At 60.5% G+C, this 21,629-nt stretch carries 16 protein-coding genes and 1 pseudogene; 13 read left to right on the plus strand and 4 right to left on the minus strand.

Annotated elements, in window-relative coordinates; all coding sequences use genetic code 11:
* The first annotated feature begins 230 nt into the window (after positions 1 to 230).
* The 7 genes and pseudogenes from HWY05_RS06810 (at position 231) to HWY05_RS06840 (ending at position 8,975) form a co-directional block, all read left to right on the plus strand.
* Positions 231 to 2,741 carry a type VI secretion system Vgr family protein gene (locus tag HWY05_RS06810; RefSeq protein WP_176057856.1) on the plus strand — a complete coding sequence of 837 codons (2,511 nt, stop codon included), beginning with the start codon at positions 231 to 233 and terminating at the stop codon, positions 2,739 to 2,741.
* Positions 2,742 to 2,793: 52 nt separating this feature from the next.
* Complete coding sequence (locus tag HWY05_RS06815) at positions 2,794 to 5,634, plus strand: lytic transglycosylase domain-containing protein (protein WP_244146538.1); 2,841 nt, start codon at positions 2,794 to 2,796, stop codon at positions 5,632 to 5,634.
* Positions 5,635 to 5,641: 7 nt separating this feature from the next.
* A complete protein-coding gene (locus HWY05_RS06820) occupies positions 5,642 to 6,331 on the plus strand; it encodes a hypothetical protein (protein WP_244146539.1) in 690 nt (229 codons plus the stop codon).
* Positions 6,332 to 6,358: 27 nt separating this feature from the next.
* The gene (locus HWY05_RS06825; protein WP_176057857.1) at positions 6,359 to 6,610 is read left to right on the plus strand and encodes a PAAR domain-containing protein; all 252 of its coding nucleotides are present in this window, start codon (positions 6,359 to 6,361) and stop codon (positions 6,608 to 6,610) included.
* Positions 6,611 to 7,576: 966 nt separating this feature from the next.
* Entirely contained in the window at positions 7,577 to 7,933 is a 357-nt protein-coding gene (locus HWY05_RS06830; protein ID WP_176057858.1) for a lysozyme inhibitor LprI family protein, read from the plus strand.
* Between the two features lie 9 nt (positions 7,934 to 7,942).
* Positions 7,943 to 8,193 (plus strand): annotated as a pseudogene (locus HWY05_RS06835) (PAAR domain-containing protein).
* A 305-nt stretch (positions 8,194 to 8,498) separates the two neighbouring features.
* Complete coding sequence (locus HWY05_RS06840; protein WP_176057859.1) at positions 8,499 to 8,975, plus strand: hypothetical protein; 477 nt, start codon at positions 8,499 to 8,501, stop codon at positions 8,973 to 8,975.
* Positions 8,976 to 9,134: 159 nt separating this feature from the next.
* Here the strand turns inward: HWY05_RS06840 and HWY05_RS06845 are convergent, their stop codons facing one another.
* On the minus strand, positions 9,135 to 10,076 hold the full coding sequence (locus HWY05_RS06845) for a LysR family transcriptional regulator (RefSeq protein WP_176057860.1): 942 nt from the start codon (positions 10,074 to 10,076) through the stop codon (positions 9,135 to 9,137).
* A gap of 122 nt (positions 10,077 to 10,198) precedes the next feature.
* Between HWY05_RS06845 and HWY05_RS06850 the strand changes: the two genes are divergently transcribed.
* Together HWY05_RS06850 and cqsA are read left to right on the plus strand one after the other, a co-directional pair.
* Positions 10,199 to 11,620 carry an aldehyde dehydrogenase family protein gene (locus HWY05_RS06850; protein WP_176057861.1) on the plus strand — a complete coding sequence of 474 codons (1,422 nt, stop codon included), beginning with the start codon at positions 10,199 to 10,201 and terminating at the stop codon, positions 11,618 to 11,620.
* Positions 11,621 to 11,847: 227 nt separating this feature from the next.
* Positions 11,848 to 13,143 (plus strand): alpha-hydroxyketone-type quorum-sensing autoinducer synthase, encoded by a 1,296-nt coding sequence (gene cqsA / locus HWY05_RS06855; RefSeq protein ID WP_176057862.1) that lies wholly within the window; start codon positions 11,848 to 11,850, stop codon positions 13,141 to 13,143.
* Positions 13,144 to 13,162: 19 nt separating this feature from the next.
* Here the strand turns inward: cqsA and HWY05_RS06860 are convergent, their stop codons facing one another.
* From HWY05_RS06860 to HWY05_RS06870, 3 genes are all read right to left on the minus strand, one after another.
* Positions 13,163 to 14,188 carry a response regulator gene (locus HWY05_RS06860; protein WP_035551502.1) on the minus strand — a complete coding sequence of 342 codons (1,026 nt, stop codon included), beginning with the start codon at positions 14,186 to 14,188 and terminating at the stop codon, positions 13,163 to 13,165.
* Positions 14,185 to 15,540 carry a HAMP domain-containing sensor histidine kinase gene (locus HWY05_RS06865; RefSeq protein ID WP_231584942.1) on the minus strand — a complete coding sequence of 452 codons (1,356 nt, stop codon included), beginning with the start codon at positions 15,538 to 15,540 and terminating at the stop codon, positions 14,185 to 14,187. The genes HWY05_RS06860 and HWY05_RS06865 overlap by 4 nt, the downstream gene beginning before the upstream one ends.
* A gap of 272 nt (positions 15,541 to 15,812) precedes the next feature.
* A complete protein-coding gene (locus tag HWY05_RS06870; RefSeq protein ID WP_035551499.1) occupies positions 15,813 to 16,616 on the minus strand; it encodes a LuxR C-terminal-related transcriptional regulator in 804 nt (267 codons plus the stop codon).
* A 123-nt stretch (positions 16,617 to 16,739) separates the two neighbouring features.
* Here HWY05_RS06870 and HWY05_RS06875 point away from each other — a divergent pair, with 123 nt between their 5' ends.
* The 4 genes from HWY05_RS06875 (at position 16,740) to HWY05_RS06890 (ending at position 21,603) form a co-directional block, all read left to right on the plus strand.
* Positions 16,740 to 18,143, plus strand: coding sequence for an APC family permease (locus HWY05_RS06875; protein WP_176057863.1), 1,404 nt, complete (start codon positions 16,740 to 16,742; stop codon positions 18,141 to 18,143).
* Positions 18,144 to 18,161: 18 nt separating this feature from the next.
* Positions 18,162 to 19,286 (plus strand): P1 family peptidase, encoded by a 1,125-nt coding sequence (locus HWY05_RS06880; RefSeq protein WP_176057864.1) that lies wholly within the window; start codon positions 18,162 to 18,164, stop codon positions 19,284 to 19,286.
* An 88-nt stretch (positions 19,287 to 19,374) separates the two neighbouring features.
* The gene (locus HWY05_RS06885) at positions 19,375 to 20,628 is read left to right on the plus strand and encodes an MFS transporter (RefSeq protein ID WP_176057865.1); all 1,254 of its coding nucleotides are present in this window, start codon (positions 19,375 to 19,377) and stop codon (positions 20,626 to 20,628) included.
* A 57-nt stretch (positions 20,629 to 20,685) separates the two neighbouring features.
* On the plus strand, positions 20,686 to 21,603 hold the full coding sequence (locus HWY05_RS06890) for a LysR substrate-binding domain-containing protein (protein WP_176057866.1): 918 nt from the start codon (positions 20,686 to 20,688) through the stop codon (positions 21,601 to 21,603).
* The last annotated feature ends 26 nt before the right edge of the window (positions 21,604 to 21,629 follow it).

Below are 21,629 nucleotides of genomic sequence, written 5' to 3' on the forward strand. Positions count from 1 at the left end.
GCTATTGATTCCGGTAGAATCGCGCGCAGAACCAGGTAATCGATGCTGCTGGGCGATTGCCTTTCATGCAATATGGATAAATGTATTTTGAATTGTATGTCGCAACAGGTTTGATAACGGACCCAATGCCCGAAGACTCCGTCTTCCAGAGGCAATGATAGACGAAGTAAAAGAGGCCGCGCCACTCTGTATGGCGGCCAGGTTGTGTTTCCTGAACACGGGGTTTCCGCATGGCTTCCGAAGTGCTGGACAAAGCGCTGCGCGCCGGCTATACGCAGCTCGGCCGACTGATCAAACTAGATACGCCGCTTGGCGACGACTGGCTCGTACCAATGTATGTGAAAGGCTCGGGGCGGCTCGGAGCAAATTTCGACTTCACCGTTGACGCCGTGTCGACGTACGGCGAAAAGATCAAACTCAGCGCACTTGTGCTCAAGCCGGTCACCCTCTGGATTCAGCAGACCGACTCCAGCTATATGCCGATCCATGGTTATGTGCAGCATGCACGTCGTCTCGGAAGTGACGGGCCACTGACGTCTTACCAGATTCAGTTTTCGTCATGGTTGAGCCTTCTCAAGCTCAGCAGCGACTGCCGCGACTGGCAGGAAATCGACGGCAGGCAGATTCTCTCCGACGTGTTCGCTAAGACCCCGCAGGCTCAGGGACAGTATCGCTTTGATCTGCGTTCACCGATCCGCTCGTATTCGCAGCGTGTTCAATGGGAAGACGACTGGAATTTTGTCTACCGCAGCATGGAAGAGGTTGGCGTCTTTCCACGCTTTGAGTTTGCCAAAGACGGTAAATCCCACACGGTTGTCATTACGGACGATCTGTATTTCGTGCCGCCATTGCCGCAACAGATAGTGACATTCAGTCGTTCGGCGACAAACGAGGAGTTCGACGGCCTGACTCAGTGGAGTGAGCAGCAGGATTCGCAAAGCGAATCCATTACGACGAACACGTTCGACTACATGCGCCCTGACCTGCCGAAGGAAGTCAGTTCCCCGGCATTCAATCAGGACGAACTGCCCGCACAGGGAGAGAAATTCATTTATACCGGCGGGTACTCGTGGTCGGACAGCGACATGGGCGAACAGCAGGCGCGCATTCGCACGGAGGAAATGGCAAGCCGCTCGAAACGTTACTTCGGCGTCGGAAGCCTGCGGTGCGCGCTGCCGGGTTACTGGTATCAACTCGACGGTCACCCGGTTCACGACACCGAACCGGCAAACGACCGCGAAATGGCGATCATCGCCGTCGACTGGCTGATCCAGAATAACGTGCCGGGTATCGACGCGCTCGCGCAGTTTCCGCGGAGCCTGCGCGCCGAAGTCGAACAGGCGCGTGGAGCGGGCTCAGGATCGACGGTTCGCCATACGGACGGCAGTGCGGGATTCTTTCAGGTAGAGATCGAGGCACAGCGTCGGCGCGTGCCGTTTCGCAGTCCGCTCAAGCATCAGAAGCCCGAGATGCATCTGCAGACGGGCATCGTCGGCACGCCGGACAACGAAGAGATTTTTATCGACTCCCTGAACCGTTCGAAGGTATGGCTTTCGTGGAGTCGCAAGGACCGCAACGAACGCGCGTCGGCGTGGATACGCGCGGCGATGCCGGATGCGGGCAACCAGCGCGGCGGACACTTCGCCTTGAGGAAGGGTGATGAAGTGCTGGTCGGCTTCGTGAATGGCGATTGCGACCGGCCCGTGATTATCTCGCGGCTGCATGGGGGCGCGACGAAACCGGTGTTCCACTCGCATGGGCTGTTTTCCGGGCACCGCTCGAAGGAATACGGGGGCGACGGGTTCAACGAATTCCTGATGGATGACGCGAGCGGACAGAACCGCATGAGCCTGTCCTCGACGAGCTACGCGACGGGTCTTCAGATGGGGTATCTGATCCAGCATACGGACAACACGCGTGGCGCGTTCATCGGCACGGGCTTTGATCTGAAGTCGGGCGCTTACGGGGCGATCCGCGCCGCGCAGGGCATGGTCATTTCGACGCAGCCCGTCACGGCGCAACCGCTTGGCGTAGCGGCCGCGACCGGGCAACTGGCGGGCGCCGAGGCGGTCCTTGAAACCGTCTCCAAGGCGAGCGAGATGAACCGGGGCGAGAGTCTGCAGGACGGGCATGATGCACTCAAGACCTTTACCGATTCGACCCAGCACAGCGTGGCGGGCTCGGTCGGCAAAGGCGGCCGCACGGCAGGCGGCGGCACGGGCAATGCGAACGGATTTTCGAAAGCGGCCCTCGTGCTCACGAGCCCGGACGGTATCGCGGCGACCACGCAGCAATCGCTGCACTTCACGGCGGACGAGCACGTCAACGCGGTTGCCCGGAAGAACGTCATTCTTGCGGCCGGTAAATCCCTGCTCGCGAGTGTGATGGGCGGCATCAGCCTGTTCGCGCAGAACCTCGGCATCAAGCTGATTGCGGGCAAAGGGAAGATCGACATCCAGGCGCTCAGCGATGCGATGAACCTGCTTGCGCAACTGGACGTGAAAGTTGAGAGCGCGACGGGTCGGCTTGTCCTGACCGCGAAAGAGGAAGTGTGGATCGGTGCAGGCGGCTCGTATATCAGCATCAAGGGCGGAGGCATCGAGAACGTCACGACCGGGCACATCCTGGAACGTTGCGCGTCGTGGGACAAGCCGGGTGGGGCAAGTGCGACGAACCTCGATCCGTTGCAGGCAACACCCGTCGCGACGAAGGGCGGGCGCGGTCTGTCGTTTTCCGGCTGACCTCCGCCACTTGTAGACCATCTGTCATGAATAACAACGGGAACTGAATCCCATGAGCAATTCGCACCACGGCGCGCATCACCCTCACCCCGCGCATCCGCAGCAGGCTGCGACGACTCCGGCCACGCCCGCCGCACCGCCCTACAAACCGCTGGGTTTCAGCTTTCCGTTTGCGTCTGCCGGTAAGGACGACGCAGGCGACCCGATGACGTACATGAAGGCACTCGGCAATGCGCAGAACGGCTTCTATCCGCTCGGCGCAAACGGCTTGTGGCACGGCGGAGTTCACTTCGATGGAAAAACCGGCAACGCGCTGAAGCAGGACGTGGGCATCCGCGCGATTGCGGACGGTGAGGTGGTCGCGTACCGGCTCGATTCGAAATACCCCGAACTCGAATATAAGGACAAGCGTTCGGCACTGTATTCGACGGGCTTTGTGCTGGTCCGCCACAAGCTGCAGCTTCCGCCGCAACCGAAACAGGACTCGACCTCGCCGAACGCGGCCAGTGCGCCTGGCGCATCCAGCGCGGCAGCAGCCCCCGCTTCTGCGGCCAGCACGGCAAGCGCCCCGGCTGCTGCAAGCACGCCAGCTACTCCTGCGCAACCCCCGAAAGCTCCCGCCGCCGACACGCTGGTATTTTTCAGCCTGTATATGCACCTGCTGGATTGGGTCGGGTATGAACTGGCGATGGAAGCTGCCAAGGAAGCTCCCGTTGACCCAAACGCGCCGCAAATTCAGCCGATGCCGTTCTGGGAAGGTGACCGGTACTACCGGGTCGGCGCGAAGGCGAAGGACAAACAGGAGGTGCCGAAGCCGAAGCCCCTCGCGTCGGCCGCGCCCCTGACGCAACAGACGGGCAGCGACGATAGCGATCCGATCGGCGCCCTTATCCGGAATGATTTCAAATTGCCGCCGGCCGCTGGCGACACCAGCGATGCCACCGACGGATCGCCCCCACCTTCGCCCGTGTCCGGCATCCGCGTGCGCGATTCAGCCAACGGCAAGATTATCGGGCTGCTGCCGACAGGTTCGGAACTGATCGTCTCCACAACGGAAACGTCGGACAAGCCCGGTTGGGCGAAGATTGCATCGATCAGGAGCGGCGCGCCAGTCGGGCCGGTAGCGGGTCAACCAGCGTCACCACACGTGCCGTATGGCTGGGTGTATGTCAAGGAACTGGATGTCGTGATCGATCCGAAGCCGCTCGATCAGGTGGTGGTACTCAAGACGCCGTTTGCTGTGACGGCGGGCACCGTAATCGGATATCTCGGCCAGTATCAGGACTACACCGATTCAAGTTCGCTGCCCCCGGGGCGCACGCATCCTATGCTGCATCTGGAAACGTTTGCCGGGCCGGACCTTCAGGGTTTCATCAGCAGGAGCCGGGAACGGGCCAGACAGTTGCCACCAGCACAGGCGTTTCTGGAAATCTCGCCGGGCGCGCTGCTGGTAACGGACTTGCCCGAGCGCGACCAGACGCTGACGCAGATCGGCCTGCATCTGGTGCCGCTCGGCGATGCGCAAGGCTCATGCTGGGTTAAGGTGCAGCCGAAGACTGCGCCCGCTGCCCCGCCCGCAGCTTCGAATCACCCTCACCCCGGCAGTCATCCTGGGCATCCTCATCCTCAAACACAGCATCTCACTAACTTTGGGTCACCGTTATGGGTTGACGCCAGTCAGGCGAACCAGGTGACGACAGGGGTCGTGAAAGGCTGGAAAGACTTTCCTTTGGTGGTCGCTAACGCGAAAGGACCGGGCGCGGATTTTCGCGACGTGTTCCGTCGTGTCGATCTCGACAGGCTCGGCGCGCAAAACGTTGCGAAGGATGACAAAGGTCAGCACTGGTGGAACATCACGATTGGCACGAAGGACGGCGCCACTCGTCAGGGCTGGGTGTGTGAGAAGAGCCATCCGCTTACGCGTATGTGTGGTCCGTGGGACTGGCCCGGTTTTGATCTGATCGACCACAGCAGTATCAAGCCGGTCGACATGCTCAAGCGGTACCTGTACGTCACGCAGCAGTTAATTCAAGGCGAGGACAAGTCGGAATTCGAATCGAGCACGTCGCTTGTGAACGCCGGCGAACTCGTCACGAAGCTGGAAAAGGCGATCGATACAAATCACGACGGCAAGATAACGGCGCAGGAATTGAGGGATGCACAGCAGACGCCGTGGCTGGCCGAAGCGATTTCGCACCTGGTGGTGCGCTGTGAAAGCGAATGGGGCGGAGGTCCGGGCAAGTGGGATGACCTGTCACCGTTGATGAAGCAGCTTTTGTGGCTCTGGAAAAGTGAGCTTGAGCGGATCAACAGGTTGCAGTGGTGGGAACAGGTGACTGGTGTCGAGGGTTTCCCAAAGGAGCCGACGCCGTGGCACTTTCATCCGATTGGGCTGATTGGGAATTTCGTCACGAAACCTGTTAATCAGGTCAATGACTTCAATGAAGCAGATGCCCGAGATGCACTGCGATACATCTTCGACAAGTACGGCCGAAGCATCGCTGAGACTGTCGAGCGCATGTATCGAACGGAAACGCGACATTTTCAGTCCATGCAATATCGCCGGTGCGGTACGGGTGGTATGGAGGTCCACGGTGATGCGCCGTATTATGGTTGGTCACCGGATTTCTATGCCGAGTTACCTACTGGGACGTGGAGCGCATTCGAGGGCGCAGGCTTAAGTGGGGCTGGCGGGAATGCTCAAGTTACTGACAGACCGAAGGTATTCGTTGTTGTGTCTTCGGTCCGGGTCGGCATGGAATTTAAGGCAAAATACATCGTTCATTACAACGGGAATTATGCAAGATGGTTTTCGACCGACGCACACGCACAGGACGTTTACCGGTCGACGTTGCAGTCGATTTCCCCTCGAATCGTTAATTCGTTTCAGTGATCAGTTTATGAATATGAAATTCAATCCGTATTGGTTTTTTGCGCTGACTTCCATAATTTTTTCGCAGAGTAGCTACGCCTTGTCCGGGGCCTGCCAAAACGAACTGAGGGAATTGATCGTTCCATCGCTTCAGCACGTCTTCATGAAAAAGAAAGATATCCGTGTCGAAATGGAGGACCATACCAGTGGGGTCTACAGCGTGAGATTATTCGTTCCAGCCGACAGCCCGGACAACCTTGACAAACAGGTTTCCATTGGCTGGGTAAACCTCGATACGGGCACGATGCGGGCGCTGGACGTGACGCGAGACCCCGAACACCCTGACGTATTGAAGGTGGACGCGCGCAAATATAAAAACTTCGTTTCAATGTGTCTTGGCGACTTGCCGAAAACTGTTGGGAACTGTGAACAACTCAATGCTGTTGCCTCAAAAGATGCAACCCGGATTCCTAGTGATGCGGCCGGAAGGACTGTGATTGGGAAAGGGCGTCTTCAATTTTATTCGGCCCCCGATTTATCCTGCAAGATTGACGGGGTATTCGTTGTGGAAGCTGACTCGGTTGACGCCTATGCGGACTACGGAAAATTTACTTCCGTTGTCTATCTCAATTCTAAATCAAAAAATCTAGTAAATGGTTGGGTTGACTCTGATCGGTTGAAACCTAATGGCTTGGGAATTGCACCCCGGCAACCGTAATTTCGCTTAAATAAACACCGTCCAATAATGATGAATCTTATCCGTGTCGACGACGACACCGACCACGGCGGCAAGGTCGTGAGCGGCTCGACGACCATGCGTTACGACGGCCGCTTCGTCGCGCGCAAAGGCGATCGCATATCGTGCCCGAAGCATCCCGATGTGTCGCCGAACGTGATCGAGGAAGGCGATACATCAATGACGGACGGTGGCATCCCGATTGCGCGACACGGCCATCGCGGCACGTGCGGCTGTCATTTGATTTCGAGCTTGAGTTAAAGTTGGGTGGCCGGACTGCTCACCCTTTACGCCAAGATTTTTCAGAAACCCCGTGGAGTCTACGATTTGCGGGGTTTTTGTTTGGCCGCTGGCCAACTGGCTATCAAATATTGCATCTGTCGAATTAACGCGACGCACGCACTTGGGCTAGCTGAATAGGGCGTGGAAAATTATCCTTAAAAAGATCGTAGTCGCCGTTTCACACTGCGTGATCTTTGCCCTGTCGGTTCGAAGCAGGCGGGGGCCTTCCTGTGCAAGCCCGCGCGGCGTAATAGTCAAACATGATAGTTCCAATGGGGAGTTGATGGATGTGCTCAATAAATTTTATTAATGAGAGGCTAGAAGTGAGAACGCGATTGTCCTTCAAATGTAACCTGTGGGTATTGTTGTTTGTTTTTTCCATCAATGTGTTTGCTGAACCTACCGTTGGCGCATTGAACGTCCCTTCCATAAAAATGGACACACCCTACGGCAAGGTTCGGGAAATCATGTTTGAGCATGGATGGAGTCCATATCACAGTGCCAATGCCTTGGATTGCGCTCCAGGGGACGAAAGATGCAAAGGGCGTCCCGAAATGCAAGTGTGCTCTGACGTTGGGCTCGGTCAATGTTCCTGGTTATGGAAAAAGAACGAAAAGATCGTTCTTATAAAAACGCAAGATGACGATTTGTTTTACGGCGTCACTCGATACTACGAGCATTGAAATGCCGCTGTAACGCAGTCGTTGACCTGATGCTGATCAGGGCGGCAAGCTGCTAATTAGAAGGGAAGAAGGAGCTCAATTGCTCTAAAGCAACAAGAGCATGGATCGAAGATGCCGTCCGTCGAGCAAGAATCGCTGGCTATAGGTGTAGAAAGGAACACTCGGTTCGCGCGGAAAAATGCAGGGGCTGATGCCTTCCAAGCCAGATGCTTATGCGATAGCACTCCCAGCGCCATGCAATCCCTGATCTGTTGAGGGTGTTATGAGAAAAATCATTTATTTAGTAGTTTTTCTGTTTATGCCTCTGAGTTCATTTGCCAAGGCGTGCACCAGTGGAAATGTGTATGATGATTTATCATGCTCCGATCGAACTCTGGATATTTCAAAAAAAGATTTGAATGCGATTTATCAAAAAATATATGCCTCAACACAATACAAGAATGAGTTTGAGCAATCGCAAAAGGCTTGGCTTAATTATAGAGAAAAGCAGTGCAATGGTTATATTGCGGCCGAGGCCTCACAATCTCAAGGCGCTGGCTCTGGATTAATTACGAAAGACTGTCTCGTCTCGATCACTAAACAGCGAGTTGATTATTTGAAAACTCTTCTCGAGAAATAGCAGGTTGATATGATGAACCTCATTCGTGTCAATTACGACACCGACCATGGTGGCAAGGTAGTGAGTGGCTCGACGACGATGAGTTAGAGGGCCGCGTCGTTGCGCGCAAGGAAGATCATGTATCGTGCCCAAAGCACCCCGATGTGTCGCCGAACGTGATCGAGGAAGGCGATACATCAATGACGGACGGTGGCATCCCGATTGCACGACACGGCCACCGCGGCACGTGCGGCTGTCACTTGATTTCTAGCTTGATCTGACTGCGACTTTACAGGATCGACGCTCGCGATCGACGGAATGGGCAGTGCCAGATTTCCGCCGGGTTCATCATCGACAGGCCGACGTTCTTCTGACGACGATCTCTCGGTAGTGCGCAGCGAAAGACCGCTAACGGTAGAGCCGGGACGTTATGCATTTGTCTCAGTTCGGCCACGAACAGCCATTCCCGCGTCGATGCTCGAGGACATTGGACCGACCACTATGGCCACAAATCTGCCAACGGGACTGTCAGCAGTGGTACTTCGCTGGAAAGCTCAAAACGCATTCAAGGTATTGGGTGAGTGACATGTTGAAGATTTGGATCTCGACGTTATTGTTATCTTGCGGAGTCGCGCATGCTGCGGCCCCCGTGGTGTCATGCGACAAGGCGTATGCGGCTGAAGTCTCCCGGCCCGGTTTGTTGGCGATCACAGGACAGGATGGAAAGTTCTCACACGTGAAGATTGGCCACCATGTTGATGGCGGGAGATTCAGCCAGGACGATCGCTATCTGATTCTTTACGGAATGCCTGCGCAGGCGAATCCACAGTCTCCACAAACGAATTTTCTGACGCTTTATAAGCTGGGTGGTCAGCCGAAGACGATTGTTAGGCGCGTGTACGGCGGGGGGATTTATTCGGCGGATTTCAGCGCGGATGGGAAATTCGTCGCCGTCACGACACGCATAGGCGTCGATATTCTGGACGTTAAGAAAATTTCGTTCGAATCACACGATCCTGCCTATACGCCTAAATTCCCGCTACAAGCGTGCGACAGGCACTGAACTTCGCCGGGAATCGGATGGAATACTAATGCAGCTAAGAAAACTTTGTCCCTAGCCCTTCGTTCACATGGTTCGCCTTGGGATGCTGGCGCTGCTGCGCCGGCAGCTTACGCGGACGTCGCTTCATGATCGCGGGTTGTTTGCGCGAAATGCGACCCGTCAACTCTTCACCCCCGCACGCTTCCCCACCACCTTCCCCCGCACCTTCTTTCCCTCCGCCCCCTCCCGAATCACCCCAATCAACGCCCGCAACGCCGCCGGCACATGCCGGCGCCCCGGATAATACAAACACAATCCATCCATCGGCTGAGTCCAATCCACGAGCACGCGCACCAGCGTGCCGGCCTCCAGATCCGCGGCAACATTCCACTCCGTCAGATAAGCCAACCCCAGCCCCGCACGCGCGGCCTCCAGCATCAGATTCGGTTCATCGAGCGTCAACACACCCTTACCGTCGACACGCACCGTCTCTCCGCGCCGCTCAAACTCCCACTGATAAATCCCGCCACTCGGCATCCTGCTGCGAATACAGCTATGCGCATGCAAATCCGCCGGCGTACGCGGCGGTTTATACCGCGCGAAATACGCCGGACTCCCCACCACAGCGAACCTTTGCTGCTGCCCGAACGGCACCGCGATCATGTCCTGCGGCACGATGTCAGCGAGACGAATCCCCGCATCGAAACCATCGACGACGATATCGATCAACCGCCCCTCGGTGACCAGATCGAGCTTTACGTCGGGATAGCGCCGCAGAAACTCGATAAACATCGGCATAGCCTGCCGCGCCGCACCCACCGACGAGTTGATGCGCAACGTCCCCGCCGGCGTGTCGCGCAAGCTGCCGGCCTGTTCGATCGCGCCGCGAATCGTCGCGATTGCCGGCGCCACGCTATCGACAAACTGCGCGCCCGCTTCGGATAGCGACACGCTGCGCGTCGTGCGGTTGAAAAGCCGCACACCCATGCGCGCCTCCAGCGCCGCGACCGCGTGACTCAGCGCCGACGTAGACACACCGAGCTCGGTCGCGGCCGCCCGAAAACTACGATGACGCGCAACGGCCAGCACCGCTTCCAGTTCACCCAGTCCCGAAGTTCTCATTGTTCTAAATTGTTCAACAAGTCATGCCTGATTGTACGGCTAGTTATTGCAATGAGATCGATCTATCTTCTCCCTGTCAACCCATTCCCCGCCGCGTGAACGAAAAAGGAACCGAACCCACCATGCAACTCATCGACACAATCTACATCGACGGCCAATTCGTCACGCCGCACGGCAGCGAATTATTCGACCTCTTCAACCCGGCCACCGAACAGGTAATCGGCCGCGTGCGTCTCGCCGACGCGCAGGACGTGCAAGACGCCGTCGCCGCCGCGAAGCGTGCGTTCGCAAGCTTCTCCCGCACCAGCAAAAGCGAACGCATCGCGATGTTGAAGCGGATGCACGAAGCCGTCGCCGCGAAAGAAGACGAGCTCTACGAAGCCATCACCGAAGAGTACGGCGCGCCCGTATCGCGTGGCCGCTGGATGGCGCAACACGCGAGCAACGTGCTGCTCGAAGCGGCGAAAGTCTTGCAGGACTACGCGTTCACGCGCCGCGCCGGCACGGCCGAAGTGGTGATGCAGTCCCTGGGCGTCGCGGGTCTGATCACATCGTGGAATAGCAACGCGGGCTTCATCTGCGGCAAGCTGGCCACGGCGTTAGCGGCGGGCTGCACGGCCGTCATCAAGCCGAGCGAAATGAGCGCGATCCAGACGCGCATCGTCACCGAAGCGCTGCACGAAGCAGGCTTGCCCGCCGGTGTGTTCAACATCGTGACAGGTCGCGGCGAAACGGTCGGCGCGCAGATCAGCGCGCATCCCGATGTCGCGAAGATCTCGTTCACCGGTTCCACGGCCGTCGGCAAGTCGATTCTGCGCACGGCGTCGGAGACCCTGAAGCGGGTGACGCTCGAACTCGGCGGCAAGTCGCCGGTGATCGTGCTCGACGACGCCAACTTCGACGAAGCCGTGCCGCTCGCGATTCAGGCCGGCTTCATGAATAGCGGCCAGGCCTGTATCGCCGGGACGCGCATTCTGGTGCCGCGCGAACGGCTCGCGGAATTCGAAGCGCGTGTGCAGCAGGAGGTCGCGCGCACGCAAGCGGGCGATCCGCGCGATCCCAACACCACGGTCGGCCCAATGGTCAGCCAGAAACAGTGGGAACGCGTGCAGCGCTATATCCGCATCGGCATCGACGAAGGCGCGCGTCTGATCGCCGGTGGCGAAGGGCGCCCGGACGGTATCGACGCCGGCTGGTTCGTGCGTCCGACCGTGTTCAGCGACGTCACCAACACCATGACGATCGCGCGTGAAGAAATCTTCGGCCCGGTGCTGTCGATCATCGGTTACGGCGACACCGAAGAGGCGATCGCCATCGGTAACGACACGCCGTACGGTTTGCAGGCGTACGTGCTGTCGCGAGACAAAGCACGGGCCCATGAAGTCGCGTCGAGAATCGAAGCGGGACGCGTGCTCGTCAACACGCTCGCGCATGAACCGGCTGCGCCGTTCGGCGGCTTCAAACAATCCGGCATTGGGCGCGAGTACGGCACCTTTGGAATCGAAGCGTTCCTCGAACCGAAATCGTTGCTTGGGGTGCTGTGACGACGCACCGGGATGGGCCTTGTCGCGCATCGAAAAATGCGATGTTATGCATTTCGCATGTAGTCGCGTAAGCCACTCGGTACTGACCCGCCGATTGCATCCACTGCCGCTTGAAAAAAGACCTCTTTCTAGCAGGATTGCTCGCCCGGTTTTCCTGACACGTCATAAATGACGGGCTCACTATGGACCCGCTGACCGCTATTGGCAGCTAACCATAAGGAGCTTGTATGAAAAACGTTCTCGATCCCTTGACGCAAGGGCAAGGGTATCCGCACGCCGCGTTGCCTGACTTCGTGACATCGCGCGTCGAGCGCTATTTCCATGAACGTGTGCAGCAAACATGGGGAGGCGGCCACATCATGCGCGGTCGTCTGCCCGGTGCCGACGCGCTGCATCTATCGAGTAACGACTATCTGGCGATCGCCCGGCATCCGGACATCATCAACCGGACCGCCGACACGTTGTATGCGGACGGCAACGGCCTGCTCATGTCGGCGGTGTTCCTGCGCGGCGACTGTCCGCTGTCGCTGTTCGAAAACCGGCTTGCGAGATTCATGCGCGCGGAAGCCGGTGTGCTGTGCCAGTCCGGCTACGCGGCGAATATCGGTCTGATTCCGGCAATCGCCACCGCGCAGACCCCGGTGTATCTCGACATGATGGCGCATATGTCGCTGTGGGAAGGGGTGCGCATTGCGGGCGCGACGGCCATCGCGTTCCGCCATAACGACGCGAGCCATCTCGAGCAGCAGATCGCGCGGCACGGGCAGGGCGTGGTGCTGATCGATTCGATCTACAGCACGAACGGCAGCGTCTGCCCGCTCGTCGAATTCGCGGAAGTGTGCGAACGGCATGGGTGCGTGTTCGTCGTCGACGAATCGCATTCGCTCGGCACGCACGGTCCGCACGGCGCGGGACTCGTCGTCGAACTCGGACTCGAGTCGCGCGTCGCGTTTCGCACCGCCAGTCTCGCGAAGGCGTTCGCTGGCCGGGCAGGCTTTATCACCTCTGGCGCCGACTTCCAGGAGTACTTCAAGTACAGCGCGAATCCGTCGATCTTCAGCTCCACGCTACTGCCGCATGAGTTCAGCGGACTGGACGCCACCTTGTCGGTGATCGAAGAGTCGGACGAGCGGCGCACGAGATTGGCATCGAGCGCGGCCTGGTTGCGTGAGCGCCTGACGGAACTCGGGTACAACCTGAACGGTAGCGAGAGTCAGATCATCGCGCTCGAAGCGGGCACCGAGCAGCGCACGATCGTGTTGCGCGATGCACTGGAGGCGCGCGGCATTTTCGGCTCGGTGTTCTGCGCGCCCGCTACGCCGCGCAACCGCGCGCTGATTCGCCTGTCGGCTCACGCGGCGTTGACGGATGCCGAGCTTGAGCGGGTAGTGAGCGTTTGCCGCGACATTCGCAGCGAGGTCGAACTGGACAAATGGCCGTCCACGCGACGCCTCGGTGACGAATTGTCGCCACGCCGACGCAGCCGCGAACGCGTGGAAGCGGGCAGCGCCGTAGCGGCCTGATAGCTGCGGAACATGGCGCTCAGTTTCTCGAGCTCCATGTCTTTTCCATATCGCGGTCAAGCTTCTCCAGATAGCTGTCATAGCTGATCACCCGTTCCAGATCGAGTCCGGGCGGGTTAGGAATGACCGCGTACACATACTCCTGCCGGCCGCTCAATTGGGTCGCGGGATACATGTAGTCTTCCCACGTCGTGCATTGCGCGGGGTAGTCGCCGTCGGTTTGCCAGAAATAGGGCAGACGGCGGTGGCTATCGAGCTCGGCCAGAAAAGCCGCGGGCGCCTCCTGCGCAACGGCGATCTCACGCACGCCGCGCAATGTTTCCGGCGTATGAACGATCAGCAGATACGTGCTGCCTTTACTGTCGAGCATCAGCAGACCGCCAGGACTATACGAGAGATAGTGTTCGACGATGCCGAGCGCGCTCGAGAGCTCGGCCACGCGCGTAGCCAACCCCTCGTCGCGCAGAAAGGCGTACTCCGACAGGGCCAGCGTATCGAGTATCGAGTGGCCAATGTTGTCGAAATAGGCGTTTTGCATGTCGCGCACCGCGCGGTTCAGTGACGAGATTGCCGACACGTCCTGTTTACGGATGAAGCGGTCGATGATCCCCTCGTTGAAGCTCTGTACCGCGATGTGTTCGTCGGCCTTGCCGGTCAGCATGATCTTGCGCACGGCGGGGTTGGTCATGCGGCGGCAGAATTCCAGGCCGTTCATGCCGGGCATGTCGTAGTCGACCACCACCACCGAGGTCGCGCCGAAACGCTGCGCGTTGTGAACCTGGTTGCGCACGGTGTTGACGCTCAGCGAAATGACCTGCTGCGCGACGTCCTCGTCGGTACGGTCGCGGAACGGCGCGAAGATAGGCTGGTTCGGCGAACTCGGCAGGGAGCTGCTGTTGACGAACTGCAGCGCTTCGGCCGGCGAGCTGAAGAGCTGAAACGCGAGCTGCGAGTCGAGTTGCAGGCAAAGATTCGACAGGAAGGTCGGGCTGTCGTCGACGAACGTGACGGTCGTCGGAAAATAGAATGGCTTGATCGTGCTCATGTTCCTGTTCCAGCTCGGGGGAAGGTCAAGGTGAATTCGGTAAACATGCCCTCGACAGATTGACAGTCAATAGCGCCGCCCATGTCGCGCATCACGTCGCGGCAGAAAGCCAGGCCGATGCCGGTGCCGATCGACGCGTCGTCGACACCGGCCGGCGACGTATAGAAGCGGGTAAAGATGTGCGGAACGACATCCGGGGCAATGCCCACGCCGGTATCGCGGAACAGCAACTGGTTCGACCGCGGCCCGGTCACGAGCCGGACCGAGATCAGTGCGCTATCGACGCTCGCCATGCCGCGCAGCGCGTTCTTTAGCAGGTTGAAGAGCACGTGGGTCATCAGCATGTCCGCGCCGTGAAACGTGAAGTCCGTCGCGAGGTCGGTCAGCACCCGTTCGCGTTCGCCGTCGCGAAACGGATAGCGCTCGAGCGCCGCTCTGACGCACTCGCCGATCGAGCAATGCAAGGTGCCGTGCGAGAAGCCGCCGGTGAAGCGCGCATTGGCGAGCAGCATGTCGATGATGGCGTTCGAATGCAGCGCCTCCTGTTCGATCCGCGAGATGACGCCGTCCATCGACTGAAGATGGGCCAGGCGGATCTTCGGCACCGGCAGTTCGCCCTGCTGCGCGATGGAATAGGTTTCCAGCAGCGACGGCAGATAGCGGCCCAGACCTGAAGCGCCCGCGCGAATCGCGAGCAGCGGGGTCCGCAACTCATGCGCGATGCTGCCGGCGGTGGCGAGCATGGCCCGCTCCTGCTCGATCCGGATGCGCTCCATATCGTAGTTCGCCAGCACGCCGATCGCCACGGCGAACGAGAAAATGGCGAGATGGGTGGGATAGGCTGAGTTGAAGACGGCGGGATGGGTGGTCAGCCAGTAGGCGAGGCACGCCACGCCGATGCCGATCACGAAATTGAGCAGCAGCATCAGCCAGTCGAGCAGCAGCACGAGCACGAAGGCGGCGATCAACGCGCTCTGGATCCACACGTCGGAGCCGTTGTTCTTCAACAGCATGAACGTGAAGAAAAACGGCAACGAATAGAACACCGCCGCGTACCAGTAGTACGGCATGAAGCGCTTGAGCGATGCCGGCCAATGCTCGGCGAACAGCATGGGCATGAACAACAGGGAGCCGACGATCCGCAGCGGCAGATTCTCGTAAGGCTGCGGAAACAGATCGTGCCAGACGTAAAAATAAAGCGGAAAGCCAATGACCGCGACGATCGCGAGGGGGCGCATCCGGTTGTGCATGTATTGCAGGTTGCGGCCGGCGGGGACGAATGCCTGCGCGAGCAGCGAGCGCAGTGACGTGAGTTTGCGAATGCCCCACGGCGATACTCGGGTTGTACTCATCGGTGTCGAATAGGAATCTGCCAGAAATATCCGGATGGGCGTTCAGCCTGACGATCGTTTCCCCCGTGCCTGCCCGCCTGAGCGGTTAGGCAGGCGGCTGCAGCGCCCGATCCGGTCATTACATCATATTTATCGCAGTTGTTTGAACGCGAATTGAGCGGATTGTCGATGTATCGACGCAGCGCGGAGCCATTTATGCCGCATGCATTAAGCCGGTCGGGGCCACTGGCAGCGGCGTGAGAAAGCGGTCGTGAGCGCAACCCCGAACGCGCCTACTTCTCCTCGTGCCCCAGCGCCTGAATGAACAACGAAAACAGCTCCGGCTGCGTCGAGATGCCGAGCTTGTTGTAGAGGTTGCGCCGATGCACCTTCACCGTCTCCGGCGAAATCGTGAGCCGCTCGGCAATCGCTTTCGACGAATTGCCGCGCAGCACGAGCCGCGCGATCGACATTTCCCGTTCGGACAGCAACTCCGCGCCGAACCCGGCGAGCGCCCGTTCGACCCGGCCCGACAGATCGCCGCTGTCGGCGCGCTTGCCCGGTTCGGTGGCGAGACGCGTCTGGTGCTGACGGATCGTCGCGATCAGCCAGGGCGCGCAGACTGCCAGGCGTCCAAGCGCCTCGACCTCGAAGCGCGTCTTCGCACCGAGCGACAACGACACCACCTCGTGCGTCGGCGCGAGCTTCACGATCAGTTGCAATTCGTCTTCGCCGACTGCGTCGCGGAAATAACTCAGGAAGTATTCGCTCTGCCGGAACAGATCCGGCGCGACCTCTTCGAGCCGGTAGAGGCCGTCGGCGAGACCGTCGTGCGCGGCCTGCAAAAATGGATCGAGCAGGTACAGCCCGTTCAGATAAAGCGGCACCGGCGAGGGTGCGTCCGTGCCGCCGGTATCGAACTCGTCGAGCACGCGCGGCACGCCGTCGGGTCCGATCAGTACCGCCAACGCGTTATCGAACGGCATCACTTCGTCGAGCAGAAGAATCAGATTGCGCCAGAACCTGGGGCTGCCCAGATGATCGATCACGCGCGCCAGCGCCTGATGCATCGCTACTTCCGTGAACAGTCGATCCATGCGTCTCCACCTAATTGGCGTAACCCCAAGCGGTAATAGCGGCGCGCAAATTGGCTTCCTACACTCCGCCCAACGGTGCTCAAGTATGGGCGCTGACAAAATCATTGCAAAGGAGAGAGGACGATGGCGATCACCGAAACATCGGGCGCGGCGCAAGCCGTCTCCGTCGAGCTGGGCACGCCGCGCGCGCTGAAGCAGTCGCTCAGCGTGCGTGACGTGGTGATGATTACCGTATCGGGCGTGACGCCCGCCAGTTCGATCTTCGTGATCGCGCCGTTCGCGATCCAGCAGGCCGGCAGCGGCGCGGTGCTGTCGTTTCTTTTGGGCGGCGTGCTCGCGCTGGCCTTCGCGCTGTGCTACGCGGAATTGAGCGCGGCGCACCGCAGCGCGGGCGGCGAGTATGTAATGGCCAAGCGGGTGTTCGGCGCGTTGCCGGGCTATCTGACCTTTATCGCAGTGCTGGCGGTCAGCGTGTTCATCCCTGCGGTGCTGGCGAGCGGCGCGGCGCCGTATCTGAACAACGCGCTCGGCACGAGTTTCAGCAACCAGTCGGTGGCGCTGGCGATCGTGGTGCTCAGCTACGTGCTCGGCATGCTGAACATCAAGACCAACGCGTGGATTACCGGCGCGTTTCTGACGGTCGAAGTCCTGGTGTTATTGCTGATTGCCTACCTCGGTTTCTCCGAGCCGCATCGCGCGGTCAGTGCGTTGGTGCATCCGCAAGTGGCCAGCAATGCCACGCTGATTTCGGCGACCGCCGCCGCGATCATTCCGGCCGTGGGCACGGCGATTTTTTGCTACAACGGCTTCGGCGCCGCGGTGTTTCTCGCGGAAGATCTCGAAGGCGGCAATCGTAACGTGGCGAAGGCGGTGATCTTTTCGCTGCTGTTGATCCTGCTCGTCGAACTCGTGCCGTTGACGGCGATCGTGCTCGGCGCGCCGTCGCTGATCGATATGTCGAAGAGCGCCGATCCGATCGGCTACGTGGTGCGCGAATTGAGCAACCCGACGGTGATGCGGGTGGTGAGCGCGGGGATTTTCCTGTCGGTGTTCAACGCGATCATTGCGATTGTGATTCAGGTGGGACGTCTGCTCTATAGCAGCGGACGGCACGCGTTGTGGGTACGGCGCTGCAATCGCGCGTTCACGCAGATTCATCCGCGTTTCGACTCGCCGTGGCTCGCCACGTTGACGCTCGCGATTCCGTCGACGCTGCTGCTGTTCGTCTCCAGCCTCGACGACCTGACGGCGTTCACGGTCGATCTGCTGCTGGTGATCTACATGGTGATCGCGTTGGCGGCGCTCGCGAGCCGTATCGTGCGGCGCGACGTCGAGCATCATTACCGCATGCCGTTGTGGCCGCTGCCGCCGCTGGTGGCGCTGATCGGTGCGGGCTACGTGTTGTACACGACGATGCAGAGCGCGGCGAAGCCGACCGATCTGTACATCATCGGCGGATTGCTGGTGTTGGCGCTCGCGATGTACGCGGCGTGGGCACGTCATAGCGTGACGTTTCGCGAACTTTGAATCGAAGGAAGACAGGCAATGCGTACGAGAGAACTCGGCATCCGTATCGGACGTGGCACACCCGGGCGTTTCAATGCGATTACCGACGTCGCCGGCGTCCGGGTCGGGCATCACACGTTGAACATCGTAGCGGGGGACGCGTCGGTGCATACCGGCGTGACGATCATCGAGCCGCGCGCGGGCAGCGCGCGTTGGCAGCCGTGCTTCGCGGGTTGCCACGTGCTGAACGGCAATGGCGACGCGACCGGCCTCGAATGGATCCGCGAAGCCGGTCTGCTGACCACGCCGATCGCGTACACCAACACGCACAGCGTGGGCGTGGTGCGCGACGCGCTGATCGCCGCCGAGCGCGACGCGGTGGCGAGCGACGTCTACTGGTGCATGCCGGTGGTGCTCGAAACCTTCGACGGGCTGCTCAACGACATCTGGGGGCAGCACGTCACCGCCGACCACGTGCGGCGGGCGCGCGCCGAAGCACGCTCCGGCGACGTGCGGGAAGGCAACGTCGGCGGCGGCACGGGGATGATCTGCCATGAGTTCAAAGGCGGCATCGGCACGGCGTCGCGGGTGTTGAAAGCGGGCGAGGGCGGTTGGACGGTCGGTGCGCTGGTGCAGGCGAACTATGGGCGGCGCGACGCGCTGCGCGTGGCCGGCTATCCGGTGGGCGAAGTGCTGGAGCAGGTGCATTCGCCGTTTCGCGAGACCGCGGACGGGCGCACCGGCGAAGCGGGCATGGGCTCGATCGTCGTGACCATCGCCACGGATGCACCGTTGTTGCCGCATCAATGCACGCGGCTCGCGCAGCGCGGCAGTGTCGGTATCGCGCGGATGGGCGGCGGCACGGAAGACCCGAGCGGCGATATCTTCCTCGCGTTTTCGGTGGGCAACTCGGGGCTGCCGGTCGCGAACTATGGACGCGTCGGCGCGCCGACCACCGCCGTCGAGATGGTCAATAACGATCACATGTCCGCGTTGTTTTCGGCAGCGGGCGAGGCGGTCGAAGAGGCGATCGTCAACGCGCTGCTGGCCGCCAAAGATCTGAGCGCGCGAGGCGCCCGCGCGGAAGCGATCGGCGCGGAGCGCCTGCTCACCGCGCTTCGCGAAGTGGGATGGCGGCCCGATAGCGAAAGCCGTCGAGCCTGACTCACCGCGCGGCGCGAAATCACACGACTGCCGATCTTGCTCTAAACTAGCTGCCGCCCCAGCCAGCCTAGTCAAGAGCAAGACATCGATGCCTCCAGCGCCCGCCGACCCCTCACCCGTCAGTTTGCCGAAACACCCCGCGTTCCAACGTTTCTGGTGCACCCGCATTCTTTCCTCGCTGTCGTTCCAGATGCTCGCCGTGGCAATGGGCTGGCATATCTATGCGCTCACGCATAGCGCGTTCGCACTCGGCCTCGTCGGCCTCGCGCAGTTTCTGCCGATGTTCGTGCTGACGCTCGTGGTCGGCCAGGTCGCCGACCGTTACGATCGCCGCCGCATCGCCGCGATCTGCCAGGGACTCGAAGGCGTCGCGGCGTTGCTGTTCGCTTGCGGCACTTTCGGCGGCTGGATCAGCGCGCCGGTCATCTACGTGCTGGCGGCTTGCGTCGGTGCGGCGCGCGCGTTCGAATCGCCCGCGGTCGCGTCGCTGTTGCCGGCCGTCGTGCCGCGCGGTCAGTTGCCGAAAGCGACGGCGTGGGCCACCTCCGCGAATCAAACCGCGCAGATCGCCGGTCCGGCGTTGGGCGGTTTGCTGTACGGCATCGGTCCCGGCGCGGCCTATCTTGCGTGCATGCTGTCGTTCGCCGCTGCGGCCGCTGCGGTGTGGGGCATTCCGCTCCAGGCGCGGCCCGCCAATCGCGCACCGGTCACGCTCGAATCGGTGTTCTCGGGCATCGCGTTCATTCGCAAGCAGCCGGTGATTCTCGGCGCGCTGTCGCTCGATCTGTTCGCGGTGCTGTTCGGCGGCGCGACTGCGTTGTTGCCCGTATTCGCGCGCGACATCCTGCATACGGGGCCGCTCGGTCTCGGGCTGTTGCGCTCCGGCACCGCGATCGGCGCGCTCGCGGGCACCGTGTGGCTCGCGCATTTTCCGTTGCGCAAGCGGCCCGGCGCGGCGATGTTCGGCGGCGTGATCGCGTTCGGCGCGGCGACGGTGGTGTTCGGCCTGTCGCATGACTTCTTCGTGTCGCTGTTCGCGCTGATGGTGCTGGGCGCGTCCGATACGATCAGCGTGGTGGTGCGTCTGTCGCTCGTGCAATTGCGCACGCCGGAGGAGATGCTCGGACGGGTGAGCGCGGTGAATTCGCTGTTTATCGGCACATCGAACCAACTCGGTGAATTCGAATCCGGCGTGACGGCCGGATGGTGGGGCGCGCAACCCGCCGTGCTGGTGGGCGGCATTGCGACGATCGCGGTCGCGTTGCTGTGGATGCGTTTCTTCCCCGAACTCAAGCGGACCCGCACGCTGGAACCGGAAGACGGCCTCGCGCCGAGCCGTTGATCGACGCGGCCCGCGCGGCCGCTATGATGGCGTCATCGTCACCCGGTTTCCGTCATCATGCGCATCGCTCCTTTGCCCCCGCTGCAGTGCCTCGTCGCATTCGAATCGGCCGTGCGGCACGCCAGCTTCACCAAGGCCGCCGCCGAACTGCATTTGACGCAGAGCGCGATCAGCCGGCAGATCGCTCAACTGGAAGAGTTTCTCGGCCGCTCGCTGTTCGTGCGGGAGCACCGCGCTTTACGTCTGACGATCGCCGGTGAAGGCTACGCGAAGCAGGTGCAGTGGCTGCTCGCCAGTTGCTCCGAAGCGACCCTCGACGTGATGAAGCATTACGGCGATCAGGAATTGACGATTGCGTGTTCATCCGGTGTCGCGGTGTTGTGGCTCACGCCGCGGCTCGGCGCGTTTCGGGCCGCGCATCCGAACGTCAAGATCAGAATGATCGTGCGCGACGGACTCGCGTCGCTGTCGCCCGCGGAATTCGACGTGGGGCTGTACTACATACGTCAGCGCGCCGAACCGCATTTCACCGCGCGTCGTCTGTTCGATGAAGAGGTGTACCCGGTGTGTTCGCCCGGCTATCTCGCGGGCCGTGTGCTGGACCCGGCGGCGCTCGCGTACGAAACCCTGCTGGTGCAGGAGGACGGTCAGCGGCAATGGATGTCGTGGTCCGAATGGTTCGGCTTTAACGGCGTGCAATTACCGGCCGTGCCGCGCTCGGTCGTCGTCAATCATTATCCGCAACTCGTGCAGATGGCGATTCTCGGCCAGGGCGTGGTGCTCGGCTGGCGCAATATGATCGACGCGTGTCTGAACGAAGGCCTGCTGGTGCGCGCCACGCACGCTTCGGCGAGTCATGGCGGCGGCTATTACGTCGTCTCGCCGAACGACCGCTCGCAGAACCAGGCCGCCCGCACGTTTACGCGCTGGCTGTTCGAGCAGGCCGAAGAACAACGCGGCGGCGTGGCGACCTGAAGCGCACTGGAAAGGCCCGAAACGCG

It is taken from the genome of Paraburkholderia sp. BCC1876 (assembly GCF_902833695.1).
Lineage (GTDB): Bacteria > Pseudomonadota > Gammaproteobacteria > Burkholderiales > Burkholderiaceae > Paraburkholderia.

What these genes read in the sequence shown, in the direction of transcription:
- HWY05_RS06875 (WP_176057863.1), top strand. Translation starts at nt 16,740, where the DNA reads ATGGCGATCACCGAAACATCGGGCGCGGCGCAAGCCGTCTCCGTCGAG.
- HWY05_RS06840 (WP_176057859.1), top strand. Translation starts at nt 8,499, where the DNA reads ATGTTGAAGATTTGGATCTCGACGTTATTGTTATCTTGCGGAGTCGCG.
- HWY05_RS06830 (WP_176057858.1), top strand. Translation starts at nt 7,577, where the DNA reads ATGAGAAAAATCATTTATTTAGTAGTTTTTCTGTTTATGCCTCTGAGT.
- HWY05_RS06810 (WP_176057856.1), top strand. Translation starts at nt 231, where the DNA reads ATGGCTTCCGAAGTGCTGGACAAAGCGCTGCGCGCCGGCTATACGCAG.
- HWY05_RS06815 (WP_244146538.1), top strand. Translation starts at nt 2,794, where the DNA reads ATGAGCAATTCGCACCACGGCGCGCATCACCCTCACCCCGCGCATCCG.
- HWY05_RS06860 (WP_035551502.1), bottom strand. Translation starts at nt 14,188, where the DNA reads ATGAGCACGATCAAGCCATTCTATTTTCCGACGACCGTCACGTTCGTC.
- cqsA (WP_176057862.1), top strand. Translation starts at nt 11,848, where the DNA reads ATGAAAAACGTTCTCGATCCCTTGACGCAAGGGCAAGGGTATCCGCAC.
- HWY05_RS06880 (WP_176057864.1), top strand. Translation starts at nt 18,162, where the DNA reads ATGCGTACGAGAGAACTCGGCATCCGTATCGGACGTGGCACACCCGGG.
- HWY05_RS06820 (WP_244146539.1), top strand. Translation starts at nt 5,642, where the DNA reads ATGAATATGAAATTCAATCCGTATTGGTTTTTTGCGCTGACTTCCATA.
- HWY05_RS06845 (WP_176057860.1), bottom strand. Translation starts at nt 10,076, where the DNA reads ATGAGAACTTCGGGACTGGGTGAACTGGAAGCGGTGCTGGCCGTTGCG.
- HWY05_RS06890 (WP_176057866.1), top strand. Translation starts at nt 20,686, where the DNA reads ATGCGCATCGCTCCTTTGCCCCCGCTGCAGTGCCTCGTCGCATTCGAA.
- HWY05_RS06850 (WP_176057861.1), top strand. Translation starts at nt 10,199, where the DNA reads ATGCAACTCATCGACACAATCTACATCGACGGCCAATTCGTCACGCCG.
- HWY05_RS06865 (WP_231584942.1), bottom strand. Translation starts at nt 15,540, where the DNA reads ATGAGTACAACCCGAGTATCGCCGTGGGGCATTCGCAAACTCACGTCA.
- HWY05_RS06870 (WP_035551499.1), bottom strand. Translation starts at nt 16,616, where the DNA reads ATGGATCGACTGTTCACGGAAGTAGCGATGCATCAGGCGCTGGCGCGC.
- HWY05_RS06885 (WP_176057865.1), top strand. Translation starts at nt 19,375, where the DNA reads ATGCCTCCAGCGCCCGCCGACCCCTCACCCGTCAGTTTGCCGAAACAC.
- HWY05_RS06825 (WP_176057857.1), top strand. Translation starts at nt 6,359, where the DNA reads ATGATGAATCTTATCCGTGTCGACGACGACACCGACCACGGCGGCAAG.